The organism is Streptomyces sp. NPDC015171 (genome assembly GCF_043079545.1).
Taxonomy (GTDB): Bacteria; Actinomycetota; Actinomycetes; order Streptomycetales; family Streptomycetaceae; genus Streptomyces.
The window spans coordinates 221,152-241,188 of record NZ_JBIBUO010000006.1 but is presented as its reverse complement, the minus strand read 5'-3'; the positions used below and the strand labels follow the sequence as shown (position 1 = coordinate 241,188).

21 protein-coding genes are annotated in these 20,037 nt (G+C 73.3%); 8 read left to right on the top strand and 13 right to left on the bottom strand.

What is annotated here, in order from left to right; genetic code table 11:
• Nucleotides 1-12 precede the first annotated feature (12 nt).
• Together ACF073_RS19030 and ACF073_RS19025 are read left to right on the top strand one after the other, a co-directional pair.
• Nucleotides 13-867 carry an FMN-binding protein gene (locus ACF073_RS19030; protein WP_392071376.1) on the top strand — a complete coding sequence of 285 codons (855 nt, stop codon included), beginning with the start codon at nt 13-15 and terminating at the stop codon, nt 865-867.
• The gene (locus tag ACF073_RS19025) at nt 860-1,663 is read left to right on the top strand and encodes an FAD:protein FMN transferase (RefSeq protein ID WP_392071374.1); all 804 of its coding nucleotides are present in this window, start codon (nt 860-862) and stop codon (nt 1,661-1,663) included. The genes ACF073_RS19030 and ACF073_RS19025 overlap by 8 nt, the downstream gene beginning before the upstream one ends.
• Before the next feature lie 122 nt (nt 1,664-1,785).
• On the opposite strand, the gene ACF073_RS19020 is transcribed toward ACF073_RS19025, so the two are convergent.
• The 9 genes from ACF073_RS19020 to ACF073_RS18980 all read right to left on the bottom strand — a co-directional run bounded on the left by ACF073_RS19020 (nt 1,786) and on the right by ACF073_RS18980 (nt 11,402).
• Nucleotides 1,786-2,331 (bottom strand): arginine repressor, encoded by a 546-nt coding sequence (locus ACF073_RS19020; protein WP_392071373.1) that lies wholly within the window; start codon nt 2,329-2,331, stop codon nt 1,786-1,788.
• Between the two features lie 7 nt (nt 2,332-2,338).
• Nucleotides 2,339-3,553, bottom strand: coding sequence for an acetylornithine transaminase (locus tag ACF073_RS19015; RefSeq protein WP_392071372.1), 1,215 nt, complete (start codon nt 3,551-3,553; stop codon nt 2,339-2,341).
• Nucleotides 3,550-4,458 (bottom strand): acetylglutamate kinase, encoded by a 909-nt coding sequence (gene argB / locus ACF073_RS19010; protein ID WP_392071370.1) that lies wholly within the window; start codon nt 4,456-4,458, stop codon nt 3,550-3,552. Before argB ends, ACF073_RS19015 begins: the two co-directional genes overlap by 4 nt.
• Nucleotides 4,455-5,606: a bifunctional glutamate N-acetyltransferase/amino-acid acetyltransferase ArgJ gene (gene argJ / locus ACF073_RS19005; protein ID WP_392071369.1), complete on the bottom strand. Its 1,152-nt coding sequence runs from the start codon at nt 5,604-5,606 to the stop codon at nt 4,455-4,457. Before argJ ends, argB begins: the two co-directional genes overlap by 4 nt.
• Nucleotides 5,603-6,631: an N-acetyl-gamma-glutamyl-phosphate reductase gene (gene argC, locus ACF073_RS19000; protein ID WP_392071367.1), complete on the bottom strand. Its 1,029-nt coding sequence runs from the start codon at nt 6,629-6,631 to the stop codon at nt 5,603-5,605. The genes argJ and argC overlap by 4 nt, the downstream gene beginning before the upstream one ends.
• Before the next feature lie 45 nt (nt 6,632-6,676).
• On the bottom strand, nt 6,677-7,045 hold the full coding sequence (locus tag ACF073_RS18995; RefSeq protein WP_392071366.1) for a GtrA family protein: 369 nt from the start codon (nt 7,043-7,045) through the stop codon (nt 6,677-6,679).
• The gene (locus ACF073_RS18990) at nt 7,045-7,995 is read right to left on the bottom strand and encodes a glycosyltransferase family 2 protein (protein ID WP_392071364.1); all 951 of its coding nucleotides are present in this window, start codon (nt 7,993-7,995) and stop codon (nt 7,045-7,047) included. Before ACF073_RS18990 ends, ACF073_RS18995 begins: the two co-directional genes overlap by 1 nt.
• Nucleotides 7,996-8,017: 22 nt before the next feature.
• Complete coding sequence (locus ACF073_RS18985; protein WP_392071362.1) at nt 8,018-10,564, bottom strand: YfhO family protein; 2,547 nt, start codon at nt 10,562-10,564, stop codon at nt 8,018-8,020.
• Nucleotides 10,565-10,757: 193 nt separating this feature from the next.
• Nucleotides 10,758-11,402: an ABATE domain-containing protein gene (locus tag ACF073_RS18980; protein ID WP_392071360.1), complete on the bottom strand. Its 645-nt coding sequence runs from the start codon at nt 11,400-11,402 to the stop codon at nt 10,758-10,760.
• 97 nt (nt 11,403-11,499) lie between these two features.
• Here ACF073_RS18980 and ACF073_RS18975 point away from each other — a divergent pair, with 97 nt between their 5' ends.
• The 3 genes from ACF073_RS18975 to ACF073_RS18965 all read left to right on the top strand — a co-directional run bounded on the left by ACF073_RS18975 (nt 11,500) and on the right by ACF073_RS18965 (nt 13,789).
• The gene (locus ACF073_RS18975; RefSeq protein WP_392071358.1) at nt 11,500-12,732 is read left to right on the top strand and encodes a cysteine desulfurase; all 1,233 of its coding nucleotides are present in this window, start codon (nt 11,500-11,502) and stop codon (nt 12,730-12,732) included.
• Between the two features lie 50 nt (nt 12,733-12,782).
• A complete protein-coding gene (locus tag ACF073_RS18970; protein ID WP_392071356.1) occupies nt 12,783-13,226 on the top strand; it encodes a carboxymuconolactone decarboxylase family protein in 444 nt (147 codons plus the stop codon).
• Between the two features lie 116 nt (nt 13,227-13,342).
• Nucleotides 13,343-13,789 (top strand): DUF6314 family protein, encoded by a 447-nt coding sequence (locus ACF073_RS18965; protein ID WP_392071354.1) that lies wholly within the window; start codon nt 13,343-13,345, stop codon nt 13,787-13,789.
• On the opposite strand, the gene ACF073_RS18960 is transcribed toward ACF073_RS18965, so the two are convergent.
• From ACF073_RS18960 to ACF073_RS18950, 3 genes are all read right to left on the bottom strand, one after another.
• Nucleotides 13,771-14,364: a histidine phosphatase family protein gene (locus ACF073_RS18960; RefSeq protein ID WP_392071353.1), complete on the bottom strand. Its 594-nt coding sequence runs from the start codon at nt 14,362-14,364 to the stop codon at nt 13,771-13,773. The genes ACF073_RS18965 and ACF073_RS18960 overlap by 19 nt on opposite strands.
• Before the next feature lie 84 nt (nt 14,365-14,448).
• Nucleotides 14,449-14,886 carry a GNAT family N-acetyltransferase gene (locus ACF073_RS18955; RefSeq protein WP_392071352.1) on the bottom strand — a complete coding sequence of 146 codons (438 nt, stop codon included), beginning with the start codon at nt 14,884-14,886 and terminating at the stop codon, nt 14,449-14,451.
• 64 nt (nt 14,887-14,950) lie between these two features.
• The gene (locus ACF073_RS18950) at nt 14,951-16,435 is read right to left on the bottom strand and encodes a PLP-dependent aminotransferase family protein (protein WP_392071350.1); all 1,485 of its coding nucleotides are present in this window, start codon (nt 16,433-16,435) and stop codon (nt 14,951-14,953) included.
• Here ACF073_RS18950 and ACF073_RS18945 point away from each other — a divergent pair.
• Nucleotides 16,434-17,390 carry a DMT family transporter gene (locus ACF073_RS18945; RefSeq protein ID WP_392071349.1) on the top strand — a complete coding sequence of 319 codons (957 nt, stop codon included), beginning with the start codon at nt 16,434-16,436 and terminating at the stop codon, nt 17,388-17,390. The genes ACF073_RS18950 and ACF073_RS18945 overlap by 2 nt on opposite strands.
• 19 nt (nt 17,391-17,409) lie before the next feature.
• The gene (locus ACF073_RS18940; protein WP_392071348.1) at nt 17,410-17,607 is read left to right on the top strand and encodes a DUF1918 domain-containing protein; all 198 of its coding nucleotides are present in this window, start codon (nt 17,410-17,412) and stop codon (nt 17,605-17,607) included.
• Here the strand turns inward: ACF073_RS18940 and ACF073_RS18935 are convergent, their stop codons facing one another.
• Nucleotides 17,608-18,870 (bottom strand): glycoside hydrolase family 10 protein, encoded by a 1,263-nt coding sequence (locus ACF073_RS18935; protein ID WP_392071346.1) that lies wholly within the window; start codon nt 18,868-18,870, stop codon nt 17,608-17,610. It lies immediately after the preceding gene.
• A 171-nt stretch (nt 18,871-19,041) separates the two neighbouring features.
• Here ACF073_RS18935 and ACF073_RS18930 point away from each other — a divergent pair, with 171 nt between their 5' ends.
• Nucleotides 19,042-19,917, top strand: coding sequence for a 3-hydroxybutyryl-CoA dehydrogenase (locus ACF073_RS18930; RefSeq protein ID WP_392071344.1), 876 nt, complete (start codon nt 19,042-19,044; stop codon nt 19,915-19,917).
• Nucleotides 19,918-20,037: the final 120 nt, after the last annotated feature.

The window sequence follows — 20,037 nt, the reverse complement described above, 5'->3', positions numbered from 1 at the left end:
AGCTGCGAAGCGATGAGGAAGAGTCACCCTGTTCGGCGGGTCGTGCTGGCGACCGCCGCGACCGTGTCCGGTGTCGTGCTGCTGCTGTCGCTGAAGCCGGCGTCCGACCCGGCCGCCGCGTCGGCGGCGGGCGCGGCACCGCAGCAGACGGCGGCCGGCCAGGAGTCGCCGCAGGGCGGTGCGCAGGCCGGCTCCGGCACGGTGACCGGTGACGCGGTGCGGACCGAGTACGGGGCCGTGCAGGTACGGCTGACCGTCAGCGACGGCAAGATCACCGGGGCGGCGGCGGTCCAGGCACCCAAGGGCGGCCTCAGCGACCAGAAGACCCAGCTCGCCGTCCCCAAGCTCAACCAGGAGGCCGTCGCCGCCGGCAGCGCCGACATCGACTCCGTCTCCGGGGCGACCTACACCAGCGAGGGGTACAAGAAGTCGCTCCAGTCCGCGCTGGACAGGATGAAGCGGGCGGCACCCCCGGGGGCGTCCGGGTCGGGGTCGGGTGCCGGGTCCGGGTCCGGGTCGGGGTCGGGTGCCGAGTCCGGGTCGGGCTCGGGTGACGGGTCAGGGGCGGGTTCCGGTTCGTCCGGTGCGGCGCAGGCCCGTACGGTCACCGGGAAGGCCGTGCAGACCCAGTACGGGCCGGTCCAGGTGCGGATCACGGTCAGCGACGGCAAGATCACCGAGGCGGCGGCGGTCCAGGCACCCAAGGGCGGCCTCAGCGACCAGAAGACCCAGCTCGCCGTCCCCAAGCTCAACCAGGAGGCCGTCGCCGCCGGCAGCGCCGACATCGACTCCGTCTCCGGGGCGACCTACACCAGCGAGGGGTACAAGAAGTCCCTGCAGTCCGCCCTGGACCAGGCCGGTGGCTGACACGGTGGCCGAGCCGGCACAGGCGCCCGCCGCGGTGCGCCACGCGGAGGAGGTCATGGGGACGGTCTTCTCCTTCGAGGTCCGCGGCGGGGAGCCGGCCGCGGTACGGGCCGCGCTCGCCGGGGCCGTCGCCGGACTGCACCGGGCGGACGCGCTCTTCAGCACGTACCGCGAGGACAGCGAGGTCTCCCGGCTGGCCCGGGGTGAACTGACCGTCGCCGGGTGCGCGCCCGAGATGGCCGAGGTGCTGGAGCTGGCGGCCGAGGCGGAGCGGGTCAGCGAGGGCTGGTTCAGCACCCGCTACCAGGGCTCGCTCGACCCCACCGGCATCGTCAAGGGCTGGGCCGCCGAGCGGGCGGCCCGGGTGCTCGGCGCCGTCGAGGGGGTGCTCGGGGTGAGCGTCAACGGCGGCGGTGACGTGCAGTTGCTGGGTGTGCCGGAGCCGCAGCGGGCCTGGCGGGTGGGCGTGGCCGATCCGCTCAGGCCCGGCGGGCTCGCGGCGGTGGTCTCGGCGGCGGGCACGGCAGAGCTCGCGGTGGCCACCTCCGGTACGGCGGAACGGGGAGCGCACATCGTGGATCCCCGCACCGGTCGCCCCGCGGTGACCGACCTGGTGGCCGTGACGGTCGTGGGACCCGAGCTGACCTGGGCGGACTGCTGGGCCACGGCGGCGTTCGCGATGGGCTCGCGCGCGGGACTCGCCTGGCTGGAGACCCTGCCGGAGGTGGAGGCGCTGCTGATCACGGCGGGCGACGAGGTCCGGTGCACCGGGGGCCTCGCGACACGGCTCGGCTGACCCGCTGCCGCGCGCGTCAGCACCCCGGAAGGGGCACGGCACGCAGAACCGGCCGGCCGACGAGGGCGGACCGGCAGCCGGCGGCCCTCCTCCGCCCCCGCCTGCCGCCCGGTGACCGACCCTCAGTGCCCGTTCTGGGCCAGCCTCAGCAGATGGTCCGCCAGCGCCTGCCCCCCGCTCGGCTCCCGGCTGATCAGCAGCAGCGTGTCGTCGCCCGCGATGGTGCCCAGGATGTCGTGCAGCTCCGCCTGGTCGATGGCGGAGGCCAGGAACTGCGCGGCCCCCGGCGGGGTGCGCAGGACCACGAGGTTGGCCGAGGCCTCCGCGGAGATCAGCAGCTCCTGGGACAGGCGCCGCATCCGCTCCTCCTTGGCCGACTCCCCCAGCGGAGCGCGCGGCGTGCGGAATCCGCCCTCGCTCGGCACCGCGTAGATGAGGTCGCCTTCGGTGTTGCGGATCTTCACCGCGTTCAGCTCGTCGAGATCCCGGCTGAGCGTCGCCTGCGTGACGTTCAGCCCGTCGTCGGCGAGCAGCTTCGCCAGCTGGCTCTGCGACCGCACCGGCTGCCGGTTCAGGATGTCCACGATCCTGCGGTGCCGTGCGGTGCGGGTCTGGGGCACGGCGGGTCCGGCCCCCGCCATCTGCTCGTGGTCCTGGGCCTCGCTCATCGTCGTCTCATTCTCCGGATCGTCCGTCCCCGTTCGGGTCCGCGCTGGGCTGCGCTGCGTCGAGGATGCCGGGCAGCGCCCGGAGCAGCGCGCCCACCTCGTCGTCGCGGAGATTCAACGGCGGCATGAGCCGTACGACGTCGGGGGCGGGCGCGTTCACCAGGAACCCGGCCTCCTGGGCCGCCTGCTGCACCTGCGGTGCGCGCGGCCCGGTGAGCACGATACCCAGGAGCAGGCCCGCACCCCGGACGTAATCGATCAACGGGTGGTTCAGCGCCTCGATTCCGGCCCGCAACCTCTCGCCCTGCCGCTTGACGTTGGCCAGCAGCCCGTCGTCGGCGATGGTGTCGAGCACGGCGAGCCCGGCGGCGCAGGCGACCGGGTTGCCGCCGAAGGTGGTCCCGTGGTGGCCCGGCCGCAGCAGTTCGGCGGCCCGGCCGAAGGCCACGGTCGCGCCGAGCGGCAGCCCGCCGCCCAACTGCTTGGCGAGGGTGACGACATCGGGCAGCACGCCCTCGTGCGCCTGGTACTCGAACCAGGTGCCGGTGCGCCCGATGCCGGTCTGCACCTCGTCGAGGACCAGCAGCGCACCGGTGGCGGCGGTGATCGCGCGGGCCGCCTTCAGGTAGCCGGCCGGGGGCACGACCACGCCGTTCTCGCCCTGCACGGGCTCGATGATCACCAGGGCCGTCTCCTGGGTGACCGCGGCGGCCAGCGCCTGCGCGTCACCGTAGGGGACGTGGGTGACCTCGCCGGGCAGCGGCCGGAAGGGGTCCTGCTTGGCGGGCTGGCCGGTGAGGGCGAGGGCGCCCATCGTCCGGCCGTGGAAGCCGCCGTCGGTGGCGACCATGTGGGTGCGCCCGGTGAGCCGCCCGATCTTGACGGCGGCCTCGTTGGCCTCGGCCCCGGAGTTGCAGAAGAAGACCCGGCCCTCGCGGCCGAAGAGCGACAGGAGCCGTTCGGCGAGGGCGACGGTGGGCTCGGCCAGGAAGAAGTTGGAGATGTGGCCGAGGGAGGCGATCTGGCCGCTGACGGCCTCGACGATCGCGGGGTGGGCGTGGCCGAGCGCGTTGGTGGCGATGCCGCCGACGAAGTCCAGGTACTCCCGGCCCTCGGCGTCCCACACCTTGGTGCCCTCGCCGCGGACGAGGGGCAGGCGCGGGGTGCCGTAGTTGTTCATGAGCGCGCCCTGCCAGCGCGCGGTCAGGTCCTGGTTGCTCATGACGCCCCCTGTCCGTCCGGCACGACCATGGTGCCGATGCCCTCGTCGGTGAAGATCTCCAGCAGGATCGAGTGCTGGACCCGGCCGTCGATGACGCGGGCGGTCGTCACGCCGTTGCGTACGGCGTGCAGACAGCCCTCCATCTTCGGCACCATGCCGGAACTCAGCTCCGGCAGCAGCTTCTCCAGCTGCGAGGCCGTGAGGCGGCTGATCACCTCGTCGGAGTGCGGCCAGTCCTCGTAGAGGCCCTCGACGTCGGTGAGGACCATGAGGGTTTCGGCGCCCAGTGCCGCAGCGAGTGCCGCAGCCGCCGTATCAGCATTGACGTTGTAGACATGTCCGTCGTCCTGTGAGCGGGCGATCGAGGAGACGACCGGGATGCGGCCGTCGGCCAGCAGGGCCTCGATCGCTCCCGTGTCGATGGCGGTGATCTCGCCGACCCGGCCGATGTCGACCGGCTTCCCGTCGATCTCGGGGATGTGCCTGGTGGCGGTGATGGTGTGCGCGTCCTCGCCGGTGAGGCCGACGGCGAGCGGGCCGTGCTGGTTGAGCAGACCGACCAGTTCGCGCTGGACCTGCCCGGCGAGCACCATCCGTACGACGTCCATGGCGTCCTCGCTGGTGACGCGCAGGCCGGCCTTGAACTCGCTGACGATGCCGTGCTTGTCGAGGGCGGCGCTGATCTGCGGTCCGCCGCCGTGCACGACGACCGGCCTGAGGCCGGCGTGCCGCAGGAAGACGACGTCCTGGGCGAAGGCGGCCTTCAGGTCCTCGTTCACCATGGCGTTGCCGCCGAACTTGATGACGACGACCTTGCCGTGGTGCCGGGTCAGCCAGGGCAGGGCCTCGATGAGGATCTGCGCCTTGGGCAGGGCCGTGTGCTTGCGCGTGCCGGGATTGCTCATGACGAGTAGGCGCTGTTCTCGTGGACGTAGTCGGCGGTGAGGTCGTTGGTCCAGATGGTCGCGGTCTCGGCGCCGGCGGCGAGGTCGGCGACGATGTGGACCTCGCGGTAGCGCATGTCGACCAGCTCGCGGTCCTCGCCGACGGAGCCGTTCTTGCACACCCAGACGCCGTTGATGGCGACGTTGAGCTGGTCGGGGTCGAAGGCGGCCCGGGTGGTGCCGATGGCGGACAGGACGCGGCCCCAGTTGGGGTCCTCGCCGTGCAGCGCGCACTTGAGGAGGTTGTTGCGGGCGATGGAGCGGCCCACCTCGACGGCGTCGTCCTCGCTCGCCGCGTTGATCACCTCGACCTTGATGTCCTTGCTCGCGCCCTCGGCGTCGCCGATGAGCTGGCGGCCGAGGTCGGCGCAGACCTGCCGTACGGCCTCGGCGAACGCGTCGTACTCCGGGGTGATGCCGGAGGAGCCGGAGGCGAGCAGCAGGACGGTGTCGTTGGTGGACATGCAGCCGTCGGAGTCGACGCGGTCGAAGGTGACCTTGGTGGCCGCGCGCAGGGCGCGGTCGAGCACCTCGCCGTCGAGCTGGGCGTCCGTGGTCAGCACGACCAGCATGGTGGCGAGGCCGGGGGCGAGCATGCCGGCGCCCTTGGCCATTCCGCCGACCGTCCAGCCGTCCTGGGTGACGACGGCCGTCTTGTGCGCGGTGTCGGTGGTCTTGATGGCGATGGCGGCCTTCTCGCCGCCGTGCTCGCTGAGTGCGGCGGCGGCGCTCTCGACCCCCGGGAGCAGCTTGTCCATGGGGAGCGGCACGCCGATGAGCCCGGTGGAGCAGACGGCGATCTCGATGGCGCCCCGGCCGAGCACCTCGGCGGCCTTCTCGGCGGTGGCGTGGGTGTCCTGGAAGCCCTGCGGGCCCGTGCAGGCGTTGGCGCCGCCGGAGTTGAGGACGACGGCCGAGACCTGGCCGCTCCTGAGGACCTGCTCGGACCAGAGGACCGGTGCGGCCTTCACGCGGTTGGCGGTGAAGACGCCCGCGGCGGCGCGGCGGGGCCCGTCGTTGACCACGAGGGCCAGGTCCGGGTTGCCGTTCTCCTTGATCCCGGCGGCGATGCCCGCGGCCGTGAATCCCTTTGCTGCCGTCACGCTCACGGCGCAACTCCGATCGTGGTCAGCCCGGTGGTCTCGGCGAGTCCCAGGGCGAGGTTCATGCTCTGGACGGCACCGCCCGCGGTGCCCTTGGTCAGATTGTCGATGGCGCTGATCGCGATGATGCGGCCCACGGCGGCGTCGTACGCGACCTGCACCTGAACGGCGTTCGAACCGTGGACGGACGCCGTGGCGGGCCACTGCCCCTCGGGGAGCAGCCGGACGAAGGGCTCGTCGGCGTAGGCCTTCTCGTACGCGGCGCGGACGGACTCCCCCGTCACCCCGGCGACGGCCTTGGCGTTGCAGGTGGCGAGGATGCCGCGGGGCATCGGCGCGAGGGTCGGGGTGAAGGAGACGGCGACCCGCTCGCCCGCCGCCCCGCTGAGGTTCTGGATCATCTCGGGGGTGTGCCGGTGGCCGCCGCCGACGCCGTACGGCGTCATGGAGCCCATGACCTCGCTGCCGAGCAGATGCGGCTTGGGCGCCTTGCCCGCGCCGGAGGTGCCGGACGCGGCGACGACCACCGCTTCGGGCTCGGCGAGTCCGGCCGCGTAGGCCGGGTACAGGGCGAGCGAGACGGCGGTCGGGTAGCAGCCGGGCACCGCGATGCGCCGGGACCCCGCGAGCCGGGCGCGGGCACCCGGCAGTTCGGGGAGGCCGTACGGCCAGGTGCCGGCGTGCGGGGAGCCGTAGTAGGTCTCCCAGTCGGCCGGGTCCTGGAGCCGGAAGTCGGCGCCCATGTCGATCACCAGGACATCGGGGCCGAGCTGCTCGGCGACGGCGGCGGACTGCCCGTGCGGCAGCGCGAGGAAGACCACGTCGTGCCCGGCGAGGGCCTCGGGCGTGGTCTCGGCCAGCACGCGGTCGGCCAGGGGCGGCAGATGGGGCTGGAGCGCGCCGAGCCGCTGCCCCGCGTTGGAGTTCCCGGTCAGGGCACCGATCTCGACCTCTGGGTGCGCGAGGAGCAGACGCAGGACCTCTCCGCCCGCGTATCCGCTCGCACCGGCCACCGCCGCACGTACTGCCATGTCCATCCTCCTCTGGATGGCACGACTATACGTATCGCTGCATGTTTATGCAATAGCCTTGGGCAGCATCACCCAACGGGACACGACGAAGGTGACCGGGATCGCGGCGGCGGAGGCGAGCAGCGGGGCGAAGCGGCTGCCGGCGTGCAGGACGTCCACGATCACGTACACCCCGGCCGTGGTGATCAGGAAGTTGGTGACGTTCGTCAGCGGGAACAGCAGGAATTTCCGCCAGGTGGGCCGTATCCGGTAGGTGAACCGTGCGTTCAGGAAAAACGACCCGATCATGCTGAGCACAAATGCCAGGATATGCGCGACCAGATAGGGAAAAGCGGTCAGAAAGATCAGGTAAAGAATGTAGTAGGCAGCCGTGTTGACGACGCCGACCGCCGCGAAGGTGAGAATCTGTCGCATCAGGGGATGAGATCTTTCGTCCGTTCCACGTTGGTCGCCTTCACCAGGAAGTGCGGGCGCCCCTTCACCTCGTAGTAGATGCGGCCGGTGTACTCCCCGATGACTCCCAGCATGACCATCTGTACGCCCGCGAGGGCGGTGACCGCAGTGATGATGGTCACGTACCCCGGGGTCTGGACGCCGTTGAGGAGCGCGGCGCCGATGATCCAGGCGGTGTAGAGGCCGGCGCACAGCAGCAGGCCCATGCCCAGCCAGAGCGCGGCGCGCAGCGGGCGGTTGTTGAAGGACAGCAGGCCGTCCAGCCCGTAGTTGAGCAGACCGCGCAGGTTCCAGGAGCTGCGGCCCGCCTCGCGCACGGCGTTGCGGTACTCGAAGGTGGTGCTCGGGAAGCCGACCCAGGCGAACAGGCCCTTGGAGAAGCGGTTGTACTCGGTCAGGCCCAGCACCGCGTCCACCACCCGGCGCGACATCAGCCGGAAGTCCCCCACGCCGTCCACGAGTTCGACGTCGACCAGCCGGTTCACTAGCCGGTAGTACAGGCGCGCGGTGAGGGTCCGGGTGAGCCGGTCGCCGGTGCGGGTGCGCTTGGCGATGACCTGGTCGTGGCCCTGCTCGCGCAGCTCGACCATGCGCTTGATCAGCTCCGGCGGGTGCTGGAGGTCGGCGTCCATGACGATCACCGAGTCGCCCGAGGCGTGCCGGAGCCCGGCGAGCAGGGCCGCCTCCTTGCCGAAGTTGCGGCTGAAGGAGACGTACCGCACCCGGGCGTCGCCGTCCGCCAGCCGTTTCAGGACGGCGAGCGTACGGTCCCGGCTGCCGTCGTCCACGTACACGAACTCCATGTCGTGGCCGAGGGGCAGCAGTTCCTCGGCGACCTTCTGCACCTCCTGGTGGAAGCGGGCGAGGACGTCTTCCTCGTTGTAGCAGGGCGCGACGATCGATATCAGCATGGTGGGTCCCCCCCGGGCGCGGTCAGAGAGCGGTGGTCACGCGTTCGCGCGGTGTGGTGGTCGTGGGCGGCGCTGACCGCCTGCGGCGGACGGCGGCGCCGGCGGTGAGCAGCACGAGGGTCAGCAGCGAGGCGGCCCCGACGGCCGTGCCCAGCCGCAGTCCTGGTGGATGGAAAGTGCAGGTCAGACTGGTCGCGGTGCCGTCGAGCGGGACGGCGATCAGACCGTGGTACTCCTCGGCGGGGCGCTGGGGGCCGTCGCCGGCGGCGCAGCGCCAGCCCGCGATCCGGGGCGCGGCGAGGACCGCGATCCCCCTGCTGCCGGCGGGCAGAGCGGCCCGTACGGTGCCGTCGGAGACGGTGACCTCCGTGGCGCCGGCGGCCTTCAGCCGCGCGGCGGCGGCGCGCAGCCGGCCGGTGTCCAGGCAGCCGATCGCGTCGGGCGGGACGTCACCGGGCCGGTTCGGGGCCAGCCGGATCCGCAGCCGCCCGGAGGCGGGGGCCGTGCCGAGCGGGACCACGGCCGCGCGGTTGCGCGAGGGCCTGGCGTTGAAGAAGGCGGTGGGTCCGCCGGCCAGCCGGGCGGTGCCGGAGTAGTGCGCGGCCCACAGGTTCACCTGGGTACCCGCCGGACAGCGGGCGGTGATCACCGGCCCGGTCAGGGCGCTCCCCGAGCCGACCCGGCGGGACGGCAGCGGCCTGCCGGAGTCGTCGCGCACGGCGATCCGGGGCACGGTGTAGACCCGGCTGCCCAGCAGGATCTCCTGGTTGCGGTACGGCGATGTGCCGAACGGGCGCCGGTCGGGCGCGGACCGCACGGTCACCAGGGGCGGTACGTCCCGCCGGGTCACGTGCGCGGGGAACTCGGCCGGCGGGGCGTGCTTGGTGTGCGGGTCCGGCGGGGAGTGCACCCGGGCGCCGACGGAGAAGATCACGTCCGCGACGGCGTTGTCCAGGCTCTGCACGCTGCGCCCGCGCGAGGTCCAGCCGTCGCCGAGCGAGGACAGGGTGCGGGTGAGGACGTCGGAGGTCAGGCTGCTGTAGTACTGGGCGCCCTCGCCGCCCACCACCAGCGGGTCGTTGCCGACGGTCTGCTGGCGGCCGGGGTCGGTGCGGTAGCGGGGCCAGCCGTCGGCCTCGGCGATCAGCGCCGACTGCCGGTCCTGCCGCTCCCCCCAGGGCGCGTAGTCGTCCATGTGGGCCAGGCGCAGCCGGGTGGCCACGGCCGAGGTGGCGGCGCTCTCCCCGATCTGCCCGCCGAGCAGGAGGACGACGGCCAGCCAGGCGAGCGGGCCGCGCCGCCCGGTGCGGGCCAGCAGGACGAGGCCGCCCAGCGCCCCGGCGACGGCCAGCGGCAGCACGGGCCAGGTGAAGAACCGGATCAGGGTGCTGCGGCCCGCGAGGGCGGTGATCAAGGCGAGCAGCCCGGCCGCCGCGCCGAGGGCGCGCAGGTCGGGCATGCCGTACGCCACCGACTGCCAGGCGGCGACGACGATCAGCCCGCACACCACGAAGGTCTGCCGGTAGGGGCTGCCCTGCGGGGTGGTGAAGGCGTGCCAGACCAGATGGGAGGGCGCCCACTGCAGGGACAGGGCCGTCAGGAGCACCAGGCCGGTCCAGCCGGCGCGCACCCGTCGGGGGACCGCCCGGTGGAAGGGCAGGGCGAGGGCGAGCAGCAGCGCGGTGACGCCGACGTAGAGGGCCGGCGAGCCCCAGCCGTACACCGTCGGCAGCAGCCGGGCCAGCAGGTCCTCGGTCGGCACCGGGCTGAACGTGCTGGTCCGGCCCGGGTAGGCGTGCCGGGTGCCGAAGTAGACGACCGTGACCAGCGGGGCGGCGAGGCCGATGCCGAGGACGGTGGTGAGGGCGGCGCGGCCGGCCGTGGCGAGCGCCTCGCGGCGGGACGGCCGGGCGAGCAGCAGGCGCAGCAGCAGCACCAGCGCGGCGCCGAGGGTGGCCATGTAGGCGGTGTAGAAGTTGGCGGTCCAGGCGAGGGCGACGACCAGCACACCGGGCAGGCTGCGGCGTCCGGCGAGCGCCCGTTCGCCGACCAGGCAGAGCAGGGGCAGGGCGATCAGCCCGTCGAGCCACATCGGGTTGTAGTCGGCGTCGGCGAGGGTCCAGCCGCACAGCGCGTACGAGGCGCCCAGCGGGCCCGCCGCCCACCAGCGGCCGGGCCGCAGGGTGAGCAGCAGCCAGGCCATGGCGGCGGCCGCGGCGGCGATCTTCAGGACCGTGACGACGTACACCGCGAGATCGATCTCGTCCCGCGGGAACAGGGCGACCAGCAGGGCGAACGGGCTGCCGAGGTAGGTGCCGAGGTCCGGCAGGAAGCTGGAGCCGTAGCCGGACTGCCAGTTGACGAGGAGGCCGCCCTCGGCCCGGCCGTGCAGCAGGTCCCACAGGTGGGCGTGGAAGGGGACGAACTGGTTGCCGAGGTCGTTGACGCTGCGGGTGCGGGGGCCGAAGGGGTAGCAGCGCGCGAGGACGTCACCGGCGCAGAAGGCGGTGATCGTGACGGCCGCGGCGAGCAGCGCGGCGGCCTGCCGCGGTCGGGATATCTCTTTCACACCCGGTTCCCGTCCGGGCGTCGCCACGCATTGCCTTTTTCACCGGGTCGAGTACTGCGGTGCATTTTCGGCGGTCCTCACAGAATGTGTGCCCCATCGATTCGCCGACTTAGACGGAGCGAGATTCCGAATGGTTGTGCGTGCACCGAAAAATGGGGCAAGTTCCGCCGGCCGCGGGAAACAACGCGTGAATTTAATGGCCGGTCGGAGAACTCTGGATTTCCGAAGGGTGTTCTTGAGGTGAACCGGCCTTGCGGGCCGCGTAGGCACGGGCCGCCCGGACCCGGTTGCCGCACTTGGTCGTGCACCAGCGGCGGGCGCCGTGGGAGCGCAGGAACCAGCGGGCGCAGCCCTGGGCGGCGCACTCGGTGAGCTGGGCCGCGTCGGCGCCGGTGAGCAGGTCGGCGGCGTCCTCGGCGAGCAGGGAGAGCGCGGCGGCGGCCGGGTTGCCGGAGTCGGGGAGGTCGGCGCGGCGGGGGCCGTCGGCGCCCCAGGCGAGCCGGGGGGTGGCGGGAGCGGCGGCCAGGGCGTCGTTCAGGGTGCCGAGGGCGGCGGGAGGCGGGGGCGTCCCGGCGGACCGGGCCGCGAAGAGGACCCGCAGCGCCTCGCGGAGGGCGCGCAGCCGGCCGGACTGCCTGCCGTTCAGGGCGATCCGGTCGGGCAGCAGCTCGTGCCGGACCAGCCACAGGTGCGCGGCCCCGGTGTCGTCGAGCAGGTCGACCTCGCCGTGGCTGACGGTGAACCGCGTGTTGGCCAGCGCCAGGGAGGCGTACCGGTCCTCGCCGGGGACCGGGAGCTGGTGCAGATAGACGGGGGTCTCGTGATCCACGGCCCCCATGGTAGCCGCCCCTCATGGCAATCCTTGCGGTTCTCCGTGAGGAGGGATTAGCGTTCCTCACGGAGAACCAGTCGTGAAAGCGTGAGAGGTGAGATCCGTGGCCTTTGCTGTGGACGTGCTGCGCAAGGACTTCCCGATCCTGGAGCGGACGGTGGCGAGCGGTGCCCCGCTGGTCTATCTGGACTCCGGGGCGACCACCCAGAAGCCGCTCCAGGTGCTCGACGCGGAACGGGACTTCTACCTCACCCGGAACGCGGCCGTGCACCGCGGCGCGCACCAGCTGGCGGGCGAGGCGACGCAGGCGTACGAGGACGCCCGGCACACGGTCGCCCGGTTCATCGGCGCCGCCGACGACGAGGTGGTCTTCACCAAGAACACCACCGAGGGCGTCAACCTCGTCGCCTACGCGCTGGGCAACGCGGGCCGGCTCGGCCCCGGCGACCGGATCGTGGTGACGGAGATGGAGCACCACGCGAACCTGGTCCCCTGGCAGCAGCTCGCCGAGCGCACGGGCGCCACGCTGGACTGGTTCGGCCTCACCGACGAGGGCCGTCTCGACCTCTCCCGGACGGACGAGCTGCTGGACGAGCGCACCAAGGTGCTCGCCCTCACCCACCAGTCGAACGTCCTCGGCACCGTCAACCCGGTCCGGGAACTCGCCGACCGGGCCCACGCCTGCGGGGCGCTGGTGGTCGTGGACGGCGCCCAGTCCGTCCCGCACCGCCCGGTCGACGTGCGCGAACTGGGCGCGGACTTCCTCGCCTTCTCCGGGCACAAGATGCTCGGCCCGAACGGCATCGGGGTGCTGTGGGGCCGCGCGGAGCTGCTCGCGGGCCTGCCGCCGTTCCTCACCGGCGGCTCGATGATCGAGATCGTGGAGATGGACCGCACCACCTTCCTGCCGCCGCCGCAGCGCTTCGAGGCGGGCGTGCCGATGACCGCGCAGGCGGTGGGGCTCGCGGCGGCGGTGGAGTACCTGGAACGGCTCGGCATGGCCGAGGTGGCGGCGCACGAGGACGCGCTCACCGCCCGCGCCCTCGACCTGCTCGCCGAGGTGCCCGGGGTCCGGGTGGTCGGCCCCGCGGGGCCCGCCGGGCGCGGTTCGGCCGTCTCCTTCACGGTCGACGGCATCCATCCGCACGACGTCGGCCAGGTGCTGGACGAGCGGGGCGTGGCCGTCCGTGTCGGCCACCACTGCGCCCGCCCGATCGTCCGGCGGTACGGCATCCCGGCGACGACCCGGGCCAGCTTCTACGTCTACAACACGCCTGCCGAGGTGGACGCGCTGGTGGACGGCGTCCGGGCGGCGCAGCGGTACTTCGGGGTGTGAGGCCGCTCCGCCTTGACCTGGAGTGCACTCCAACTCCTACGGTTCCGGTCATGAGCAACCAGCGAAGCACCACCCGTGACGAGCGTTTCACCCAGGGCCTGGAGGTACTGCGGCGGGTCGACGGCGAGGCCGGGCAGCGGGTCATCGACTCGCTCGCCGACATCAGCCCCGAGCTGGGGCACCAGATCGTGTCCTGGGGCTTCGGCGAGATCTATGCCCGGCCGCAGCTCGCCCCGCGCGACCGCCAGCTGGTCACCCTGGGCATGCTGACCGCGCTCGGCGGCTGCGAGCCCCAGCTGGAGGTGCACGTCAACGCGGCGCTGAACGTGGGCCTCACGCCGGAGCAGATCGTGGAGGCCCTGCTGCACTCGGCCGGGTACTGCGGCTTTCCCAAGGCCCTGAACGCGACCTTCGTCGCGAAGAAGGTGTTCGCCGAGCGGGGGCTGCTGCCGGTCGGCGACCAGCCCGCCGACCAGGCACCCACCGCTCCCTGATCGGCTCTCCCGCTCCGCTCCCCGCCCCTCCCCGCCCCTCCTCGCCCCCGACGGCGACGCGGCAAGATAGGGAGGAGGTGTGCGCATGTCGATGGGGCGGGCGGAGAGGAGTACCGATGAGCGACGGCTGCCGGCCCGTGAGCGACGCCCTGGCGTATCTGGCCGGGCGATGGCGTGTCGGGCGGGCCGTGCAGGATCTGGCCGGCGGTGACACGGGCCGCTTCGCGGGGGTCACCGTCTTCAGCGCCCTGCCCGACGGCGGGCTGCTGCACGAGGAGTCCGGCACCTTCACCTGGCGGGGCGTGCCGCGCCCGGCCACCCGGACGCTGCTGTTCCTGCCGGGCCCCACGCCGGCCCGGGCGGACGTGCGGTTCGCGGACGGGCGGCCCTTCCACGAGCTTGACCTGACCACGGGGCGGTACATCGCCGACCACCCCTGCGCCGCGGACCTCTACCGGGGCGAGTTCACCGTCCGGGACGCCGACCGCTGGCGCACGGTGTGGCGGATCGGCGGCCCGGCGAAGGACCTGGTCCTGACCACCGACTATGTGCGCGAGGACTGAGGCGGTCCGCCGTCGAGGCGCAGGTTCCAGCGGCCGGCACGGCCCGTGACCACGGTCGTGGAGAGCGGGCGGACGTCGATGTTCCAGTAGCTCGACGGCGGCGCCTTCAGGGCGTAGACCAGGGCCGCGCGGATCACGGGCGCCTCGGCGACCGCGACGATCCGGCCGCCGTCCTCCGCCGGCCGGGTGTCCAGCCAGCCGCCGACCCGGGAGATGAACGCCAGCAGGGACTCGCCGCCGTGCGGGGTGGACCGCGGGTCGGCGAGCCAGGAGTCCACCGCCTGCGGCTCCCGGGCCATCGCCTCGCCCAGCGTCAGCCCGCGCCAGCGGCCCATGTCGCAGTCCCGCAGCGCGAGCTGGGCCAGCGGGGCGTACCCCAGGGCGTCGCCGGTGGCCCGGCTGCGCGGGGTCGGCGAGCAGTAGCGCAGCTCGGCCGCCGCCAGTGGCAGCAGGTCCCCGGCGGCGCGCTGCACCTCGTCCCAGCCCGCCTGGTCCAGCGGCCGGTCGTCCTCGAAGCGCTCCGCGAGCAGGGGGGCGCCGCACGCGGCGGCGACGAACGTCACCCTCAGTGGCATGCGGCGATGGTCTGCCGCCGCGGGGTGCGGGTCAAGAGGTGTTACCCGGGAGTTACCGCAGGCGCGTGTTCGCTCACCGGCCGCTTACCCGAAGGTGTGGATCATCCACTGCTCGGGACGGTCGAGCGACCGGAAGCCCAGCTTCGCGTAGACGCCCTGCGCGTCCTCCGTCGCGAGCAGCAGCCGGCGCAGGCCGAAGGGCGCCAGATGGTCGCGGATCCGGCCGACGAACGCCGTGCCCACCCCCTTGCCGCGCACGGAGGGATCGACGTACACGTCGGCGAGCCAGGCGAACAGGGCCCGGTCGGTGACCACGCGCGCGTACGCCACCTGGTCCCCCGACCCGGTCGCGTAGACCCCGAAGTTCAGCGAGGCCGCCATCGCCCGCTCGTGCTGGTCGCGGGGGCGGCCCATCGCCCAGTACGCGTCGGCCGACAGCCAGCCGTGCACCCGGTCGACGTCGACGCGGGCGGGGTCGTCGGAGAACTCGAAGCCCTCGGGGAGGTCCGGTGTATCGCTCATGCCGGGATCATCACAGCCCCGGCTCCGCCGTGACCAGTGGATTTCCCCCTCCCCCGCAGGGCGTTCACGTCACCCCGTCCGCCCCGCGCGCCACCTCGTCGCAGGCCGCCCGCAGCCGTCGCACCCCCTCCGCGATCTCCCCGGTGCCGGCCACCGCCGCGAAGCTCAGCCGGACATGGGCGGCGGGGGGCTCGGCGCTGAAGTACGGGCGGCCGGGGGTGAGGGCGACGCCCGCGCGCAGGGCGGCGGAATGCAGGGCCGTCCCTCCGCCGGAGCCGAAGGCGGCGGAGGTGCCCGCGGTGCCCTCGGGCAGCCGCAGCCACAGGTGGTAGCCGCCGGACGGGGTGTGCGGCAGGGCGAGTTCGGGCAGGTGCAGGCGCAGGCCCGCGGTCATGGCGTCGCGGCGGGCCTTCAGCTCGGCGGACAGCGCCCGCAGATGGCGGGGCCAGGCGGGCGAGCCGACGAGTTCGAGGGCGGCCTCCTGGAGCGGGCGGGGGACGAAGAAGGTGTCGACGATCTGGATGGCGCGCAGCCGTTCCAGCACCGGTCCGCGCGCGGCGAGGGCGCCGACCCGGAAGCTCGGCGAGGTCGCCTTGGTGAGCGAGGCGACATGCACCACGACACCGTCGGGGTCGTCGGCGGCGAGCGGCGGCGGCACGGGCCCGGCGTCCTCGTGCACCAGCCGGCGCACGAAGTCGTCCTCCACGACGAAGGCACCCGCCTCCCGCGCGATGCGCAGCACCTCCGGGCGGCGCTCGGGGGCGAGGACCGCGCCGGTGGGGTTCTGGAAGAGCGGCTGGCACACGAAGACCCGGGCGCCGGTGGCGCGGAACGCGTCGGCGAGCAGGGCCGGCCGCACCCCGTCGGTGTCCACCGGCACGGGCACCGGGCGCAGTCCGGCCGCGCGGGCGACGGCCAGCATGCCGGGGTAGGTGGGCGACTCGACCAGCACCGGCGCTCCGGGCGGGGCGAGCGCGCGCAGCGCGGTGGTCAGCGCGGACTGGCCGCCCGCCGCGATCAGCACCTCGGCGGCCGTGACGGTGTCGCCGAGGCCGCGCGCGAACCACTCGCGCAGCTCGGGCAGTCCGTCCAGCGGCGGCCTGCCCCAGGCGCCGGGGCGGCGGCCGGCCCGGGACAGCGCGGCCGCCATGGCCTTCTCGGGCTGGAGCGAGGGGTGGAGATAGCCGCCGCTGAACTCGATCACACCGGGGGGCGGGACGGCGAGACAGACGGTCACCCCGGAGGCGTCCACGGTGCGGGGTACGACATCGGCGGCGCCGTCGGCGCTGAGGGCGACCTCCTGCCAGGAGGTGTCGCCCGCCGGTGCGAGCGGGGCGCGCGGCCGGGCGCGGAAGGCCCCGGCGCCCGGCCGGGTCACGACCAGGCCCTCGGCGGCGAGCTGGGCGAGGGCGCGGGAGACGGTCACCGGGCTCACCCTGAACCGGTCGACGAGCGCCCGGCTCGACGGGAGCTTTCCACCTGGAGAGTAGCGGTCCAGCTCCGTTCGGAGCTGTTCCACCAAGTCACCCACACTGCTACGCTGTTGCATGAGAGCACAGAGTAGCGCTACTGCGCCGGTTCGGATAGCGGTCGACACTCCCTCCGGTACTCCGGCCGGGACTTCCTCCGGCACTCCCGCGGGCACCCCCTCCGGCAAGTCGGCGGGCACGCTCCAGGCGGCCCTCGGCGTCACCGCCTTCTCCCTGACCTTCCCCGCCACCGCCTGGGGCCTGGAGGGCTTCGGCCCGTGGTCGCTGGTCGCCGTGCGCAGTGTCCTGGCCGCCCTCCTCGCGGGCGGCTGCCTGCTCGCCCTGCGGATCCCGCTGCCGGACCGCGCGCACTGGGCGGGTCTCGCCGTGGTGGCGGGCGGTGTCGTCATCGGCTTCCCGCTGCTGAGCACCCTCGCGCTCAAGACGTCGACCACCGCGCACGCCGCCGTCGTGGTGGGCCTGCTGCCGCTGACCACCGCGCTCCTCTCGGCGCTGCGCACGGGCAGCAGGCCCTCGCGCACCTTCTGGGCCGCGGCCCTCGCCGGTGCCGCCGCCGTGGCCGCCTTCACCGTGCAGCAGAGCGGCGGCGCCCTGACCTCGGGCGACCTCTACCTCTTCGGCGCGCTGCTGGTGTGCGCGGCCGGCTACACCGAGGGCGGCCGGCTGGCCCGCACCATGCCGGGCTGGCAGGTCATCGGCTGGGCGCTGGTGCTGTGCCTGCCGCTCACCCTGCCCGCCGCCGCGCTGGCGCTGTCGTACGAGCCCGTCGAGCTGACCGCGCACAGCGTGACCGGGCTTCTGTGGGTCGCGGCGGGCTCGCAGTTCCTCGGGCTGCTCGTCTGGTACCGGGGCATGGCGGCCATCGGCATCCCGAAGGCCAGCCAGTTGCAGTTGGCCCAGCCCCTGCTCACACTGGTGTGGTCGGCGCTGCTGCTGGGCGAGCACTTCACGGCGGCCGCTCCCCTGACCGCCGTCGCCGTGCTCGTGTGCATCGCCGTCACGCAACGGTCGTGATCGCAAGGAGGGCCGGCAGATGCACGCTTCCAAGGGCGACAAGCTCGTCCAGCACGGCAGGGTGGTGGGCCAGCACGACCAGGTCTCCGAGGTCGTCGAGGTACTCGGGCAGGAGGGCAGCCCGCCCTACCGCGTCCGGCTCGAGAACGGGCGCGAGGCGATCATGTCCCCCGGGCCCGACTGCCAGGTCAAGCACGGGGAGGAGCAGCACCGGTAGTCAGCGCGGCGGTGTCGCCGGCCCCCGGTAGTGGTCGGCGACCACCCGCGCCATCGCTCCGATCCGGTCGGCCGCCACGTCCGCGGCGGCGAAGAACACGTGCCCGCGCACCTGCGGATGCCTCGCGGCGAGGGTGAGGTGCCTGGACAGTTCGACGGGGTCCCGCCAGGCGGACGGCTGCCCGGCGGCGCCCGCCCGGTACAGGGCCTCGCCCAGGTAGAGGCGCGTCCCGGTGCCCTCGGCGACCCCGGCCCACCAGGCCGCCAGCTCCGCGTAGTCGGCGGCGGGGTCGCCGATGTGCCAGTACAGCTGCGGGACGACGTAGTCGATCCAGTTGCTCCGCACCCATGTGCGGGTGTCCGCGTACAGGTCGTCGTACGTCTCGACGCCCGCCCGGGTGTCCGAGCCGCGCGCGTCGGTCGTCGCGTTGCGCCACACCCCGAAGGGGCTGATCCCGAACCGGGTGCCGGGGCGGATCCGCCTGATGCCCGCGGCCAGCTCCCGCACCAGCTGGTCGATGTTGTCCCGGCGCCAGGCGGCCCGGCTCGTGAAGGCCCCGCCGTGGCGGTCGTACGCCGCGTCGTCGTCGAAGGTCTGCCCGGCGACCGGATAGGGGTAGAAGTAGTCGTCGAGATGGACGGCGTCTACGGGGTACCGGGCGACCGCGTCGAGCATCGCCCGCCGCACGAAGGCGCGGACCTCGGGCAGGCCGGGGTTGTAGTGGAGCCGGCCGCCGTAGGGCACCACCCAGCCGGGGTGCGCGCGGGCCGGATGCGAGGCGGCCAGCCGGGCGGGGTCGGCGTGCTGCGCGATCCGGAACGGGTTGAACCAGGCGTGCAGTTCCAGGCCCCGCGCATGGGCCTCCGCGACGGCCGTGCCCAGCGGGTCCCAGCCCGGGTTCCTGCCCTGGGTGCCGGTGAGGTACTCGCTCCAGGGCTCGTAGGGCGACGGCCACAGCGCGTCGGCCGTGGGCCGCACCTGGAGGATCACCGTGTTGAGCCGGTCGCGGACCGCGCGGTCGAGGTGGGCGATCAGCTCCCGCCGCTGCTCGGCCGCCGGCCGGCCGGGTCGCGAGGGCCAGTCCCGGTTGAGGACGGTGGCGATCCAGACACCCCGCATCTCCGCACCCGCGCGGGCCGGACCGCGCGGACCGGGCGCCGCGCGCGGTACCGTGGCCGACGCGACCGGCACGGCCTGCGCGGCCTGCGCCGGACGACCGGACAGCGCGGCCAGCGTGAAGGTCCGCCGCGACATGCGCCCCATCCTGGGCACCCCCTACGCTCCGGATCCGTACCGTCACGGATCGTTTCGCGCCCCAGGATGCCCCCACCCGGGCGATCGATCATCGATACTTGGCGGTAACGTGCACGATCGGAGCAGGCGCCGAACCCGGAGATCCTGCCAGCGAGCCGGAAGACCAGCGAAAGGGACGATGTGACGGACTTCCCATCGGGAGACATTGCGCGCGTCGGAGTCGTGGGCTGCGGCCAGATGGGCGCGGGCATCGCCGAGGTGTGCGCTCGCGCGGGACTGGACGTGAAGGTCGCCGAGACCACCGGCGAGGCCCTGGAGATCGGGCGTACCCGCCTGTTCAACTCCCTGTCCAAGGCCGCCGAGCGCGGCAAGATCTCCGAGGCGGAGCGGGACGAGACGCAGGCGCGGCTGAGCTTCACCACCGATCTCGGCGAGTTCGCCGACCGTGATCTGGTGATCGAGGCGGTCGTCGAGAACGAGCAGGTGAAGACCGAGATCTTCCAGGTGCTCGACCAGGTGGTGACCCGGCCGGACGCGATCCTGGCCTCCAACACCTCGTCGATCCCGCTGGTGAAGCTCGCGGTCGCCACCTCCCGCCCGGACCACGTCGTCGGGATCCACTTCTTCAACCCGGCCCCGGTGCAGAAGCTGGTCGAGCTGATCCCGGCGCTCACCACCTCCGAGGGCACGATCAGCCGTGCCCAGCTGTTCGCGGAGAAGGTGCTCGGCAAGCACGCCGTCCGCGCCCAGGACCGCTCCGGATTCGTGGTGAACGCGCTGCTCGTGCCGTATCTGCTGTCCGCGATCCGGATGTTCGAGTCGGGCATCGCCAGCCGCGAGGACATCGACAACGGCATGGAGCTGGGCTGCGCCCACCCGATGGGCCCGCTGAAGCTGTCCGACCTGATCGGCCTGGACACCGTCGTCTCCATCGCCAACTCGATGTACGCCGAGTACAAGGAGCCGCTGTACGCCGCTCCCCCGCTGCTCCAGCGCATGGTGGACGCGGGGCGGCTCGGCCGGAAGAGCGGCTCGGGCTTCTACAGCTACGGCTGATTACGAAGAGCGATGCCCTGCGGGCCCGGCACCGGTTTCGGTGCCGGGCCCGTCCGTTTCACACGCCGTGTGCGCGCCGGGCACGCATATGCCCGTCGCACACGCTCCCCACGCGCCCAC

Bases quoted from the DNA above. Each gene is read 5' to 3' on its own strand.
- ACF073_RS19030 (WP_392071376.1), top strand. From the start codon at position 13: ATGAGGAAGAGTCACCCTGTTCGGCGGGTCGTGCTGGCGACCGCCGCG.
- ACF073_RS19020 (WP_392071373.1), bottom strand. From the start codon at position 2,331: ATGAGCGAGGCCCAGGACCACGAGCAGATGGCGGGGGCCGGACCCGCC.
- ACF073_RS19015 (WP_392071372.1), bottom strand. From the start codon at position 3,553: ATGAGCAACCAGGACCTGACCGCGCGCTGGCAGGGCGCGCTCATGAAC.
- argB (WP_392071370.1), bottom strand. From the start codon at position 4,458: ATGAGCAATCCCGGCACGCGCAAGCACACGGCCCTGCCCAAGGCGCAG.
- argC (WP_392071367.1), bottom strand. From the start codon at position 6,631: ATGGCAGTACGTGCGGCGGTGGCCGGTGCGAGCGGATACGCGGGCGGA.
- ACF073_RS18995 (WP_392071366.1), bottom strand. From the start codon at position 7,045: ATGCGACAGATTCTCACCTTCGCGGCGGTCGGCGTCGTCAACACGGCT.
- ACF073_RS18990 (WP_392071364.1), bottom strand. From the start codon at position 7,995: ATGCTGATATCGATCGTCGCGCCCTGCTACAACGAGGAAGACGTCCTC.
- ACF073_RS18980 (WP_392071360.1), bottom strand. From the start codon at position 11,402: ATGGGGGCCGTGGATCACGAGACCCCCGTCTATCTGCACCAGCTCCCG.
- ACF073_RS18970 (WP_392071356.1), top strand. From the start codon at position 12,783: ATGAGCAACCAGCGAAGCACCACCCGTGACGAGCGTTTCACCCAGGGC.
- ACF073_RS18965 (WP_392071354.1), top strand. From the start codon at position 13,343: ATGAGCGACGGCTGCCGGCCCGTGAGCGACGCCCTGGCGTATCTGGCC.
- ACF073_RS18960 (WP_392071353.1), bottom strand. From the start codon at position 14,364: ATGCCACTGAGGGTGACGTTCGTCGCCGCCGCGTGCGGCGCCCCCCTG.
- ACF073_RS18955 (WP_392071352.1), bottom strand. From the start codon at position 14,886: ATGAGCGATACACCGGACCTCCCCGAGGGCTTCGAGTTCTCCGACGAC.
- ACF073_RS18945 (WP_392071349.1), top strand. From the start codon at position 16,434: ATGAGAGCACAGAGTAGCGCTACTGCGCCGGTTCGGATAGCGGTCGAC.
- ACF073_RS18950 (WP_392071350.1), bottom strand. From the start codon at position 16,435: ATGCAACAGCGTAGCAGTGTGGGTGACTTGGTGGAACAGCTCCGAACG.
- ACF073_RS18940 (WP_392071348.1), top strand. From the start codon at position 17,410: ATGCACGCTTCCAAGGGCGACAAGCTCGTCCAGCACGGCAGGGTGGTG.
- ACF073_RS18935 (WP_392071346.1), bottom strand. From the start codon at position 18,870: ATGGGGCGCATGTCGCGGCGGACCTTCACGCTGGCCGCGCTGTCCGGT.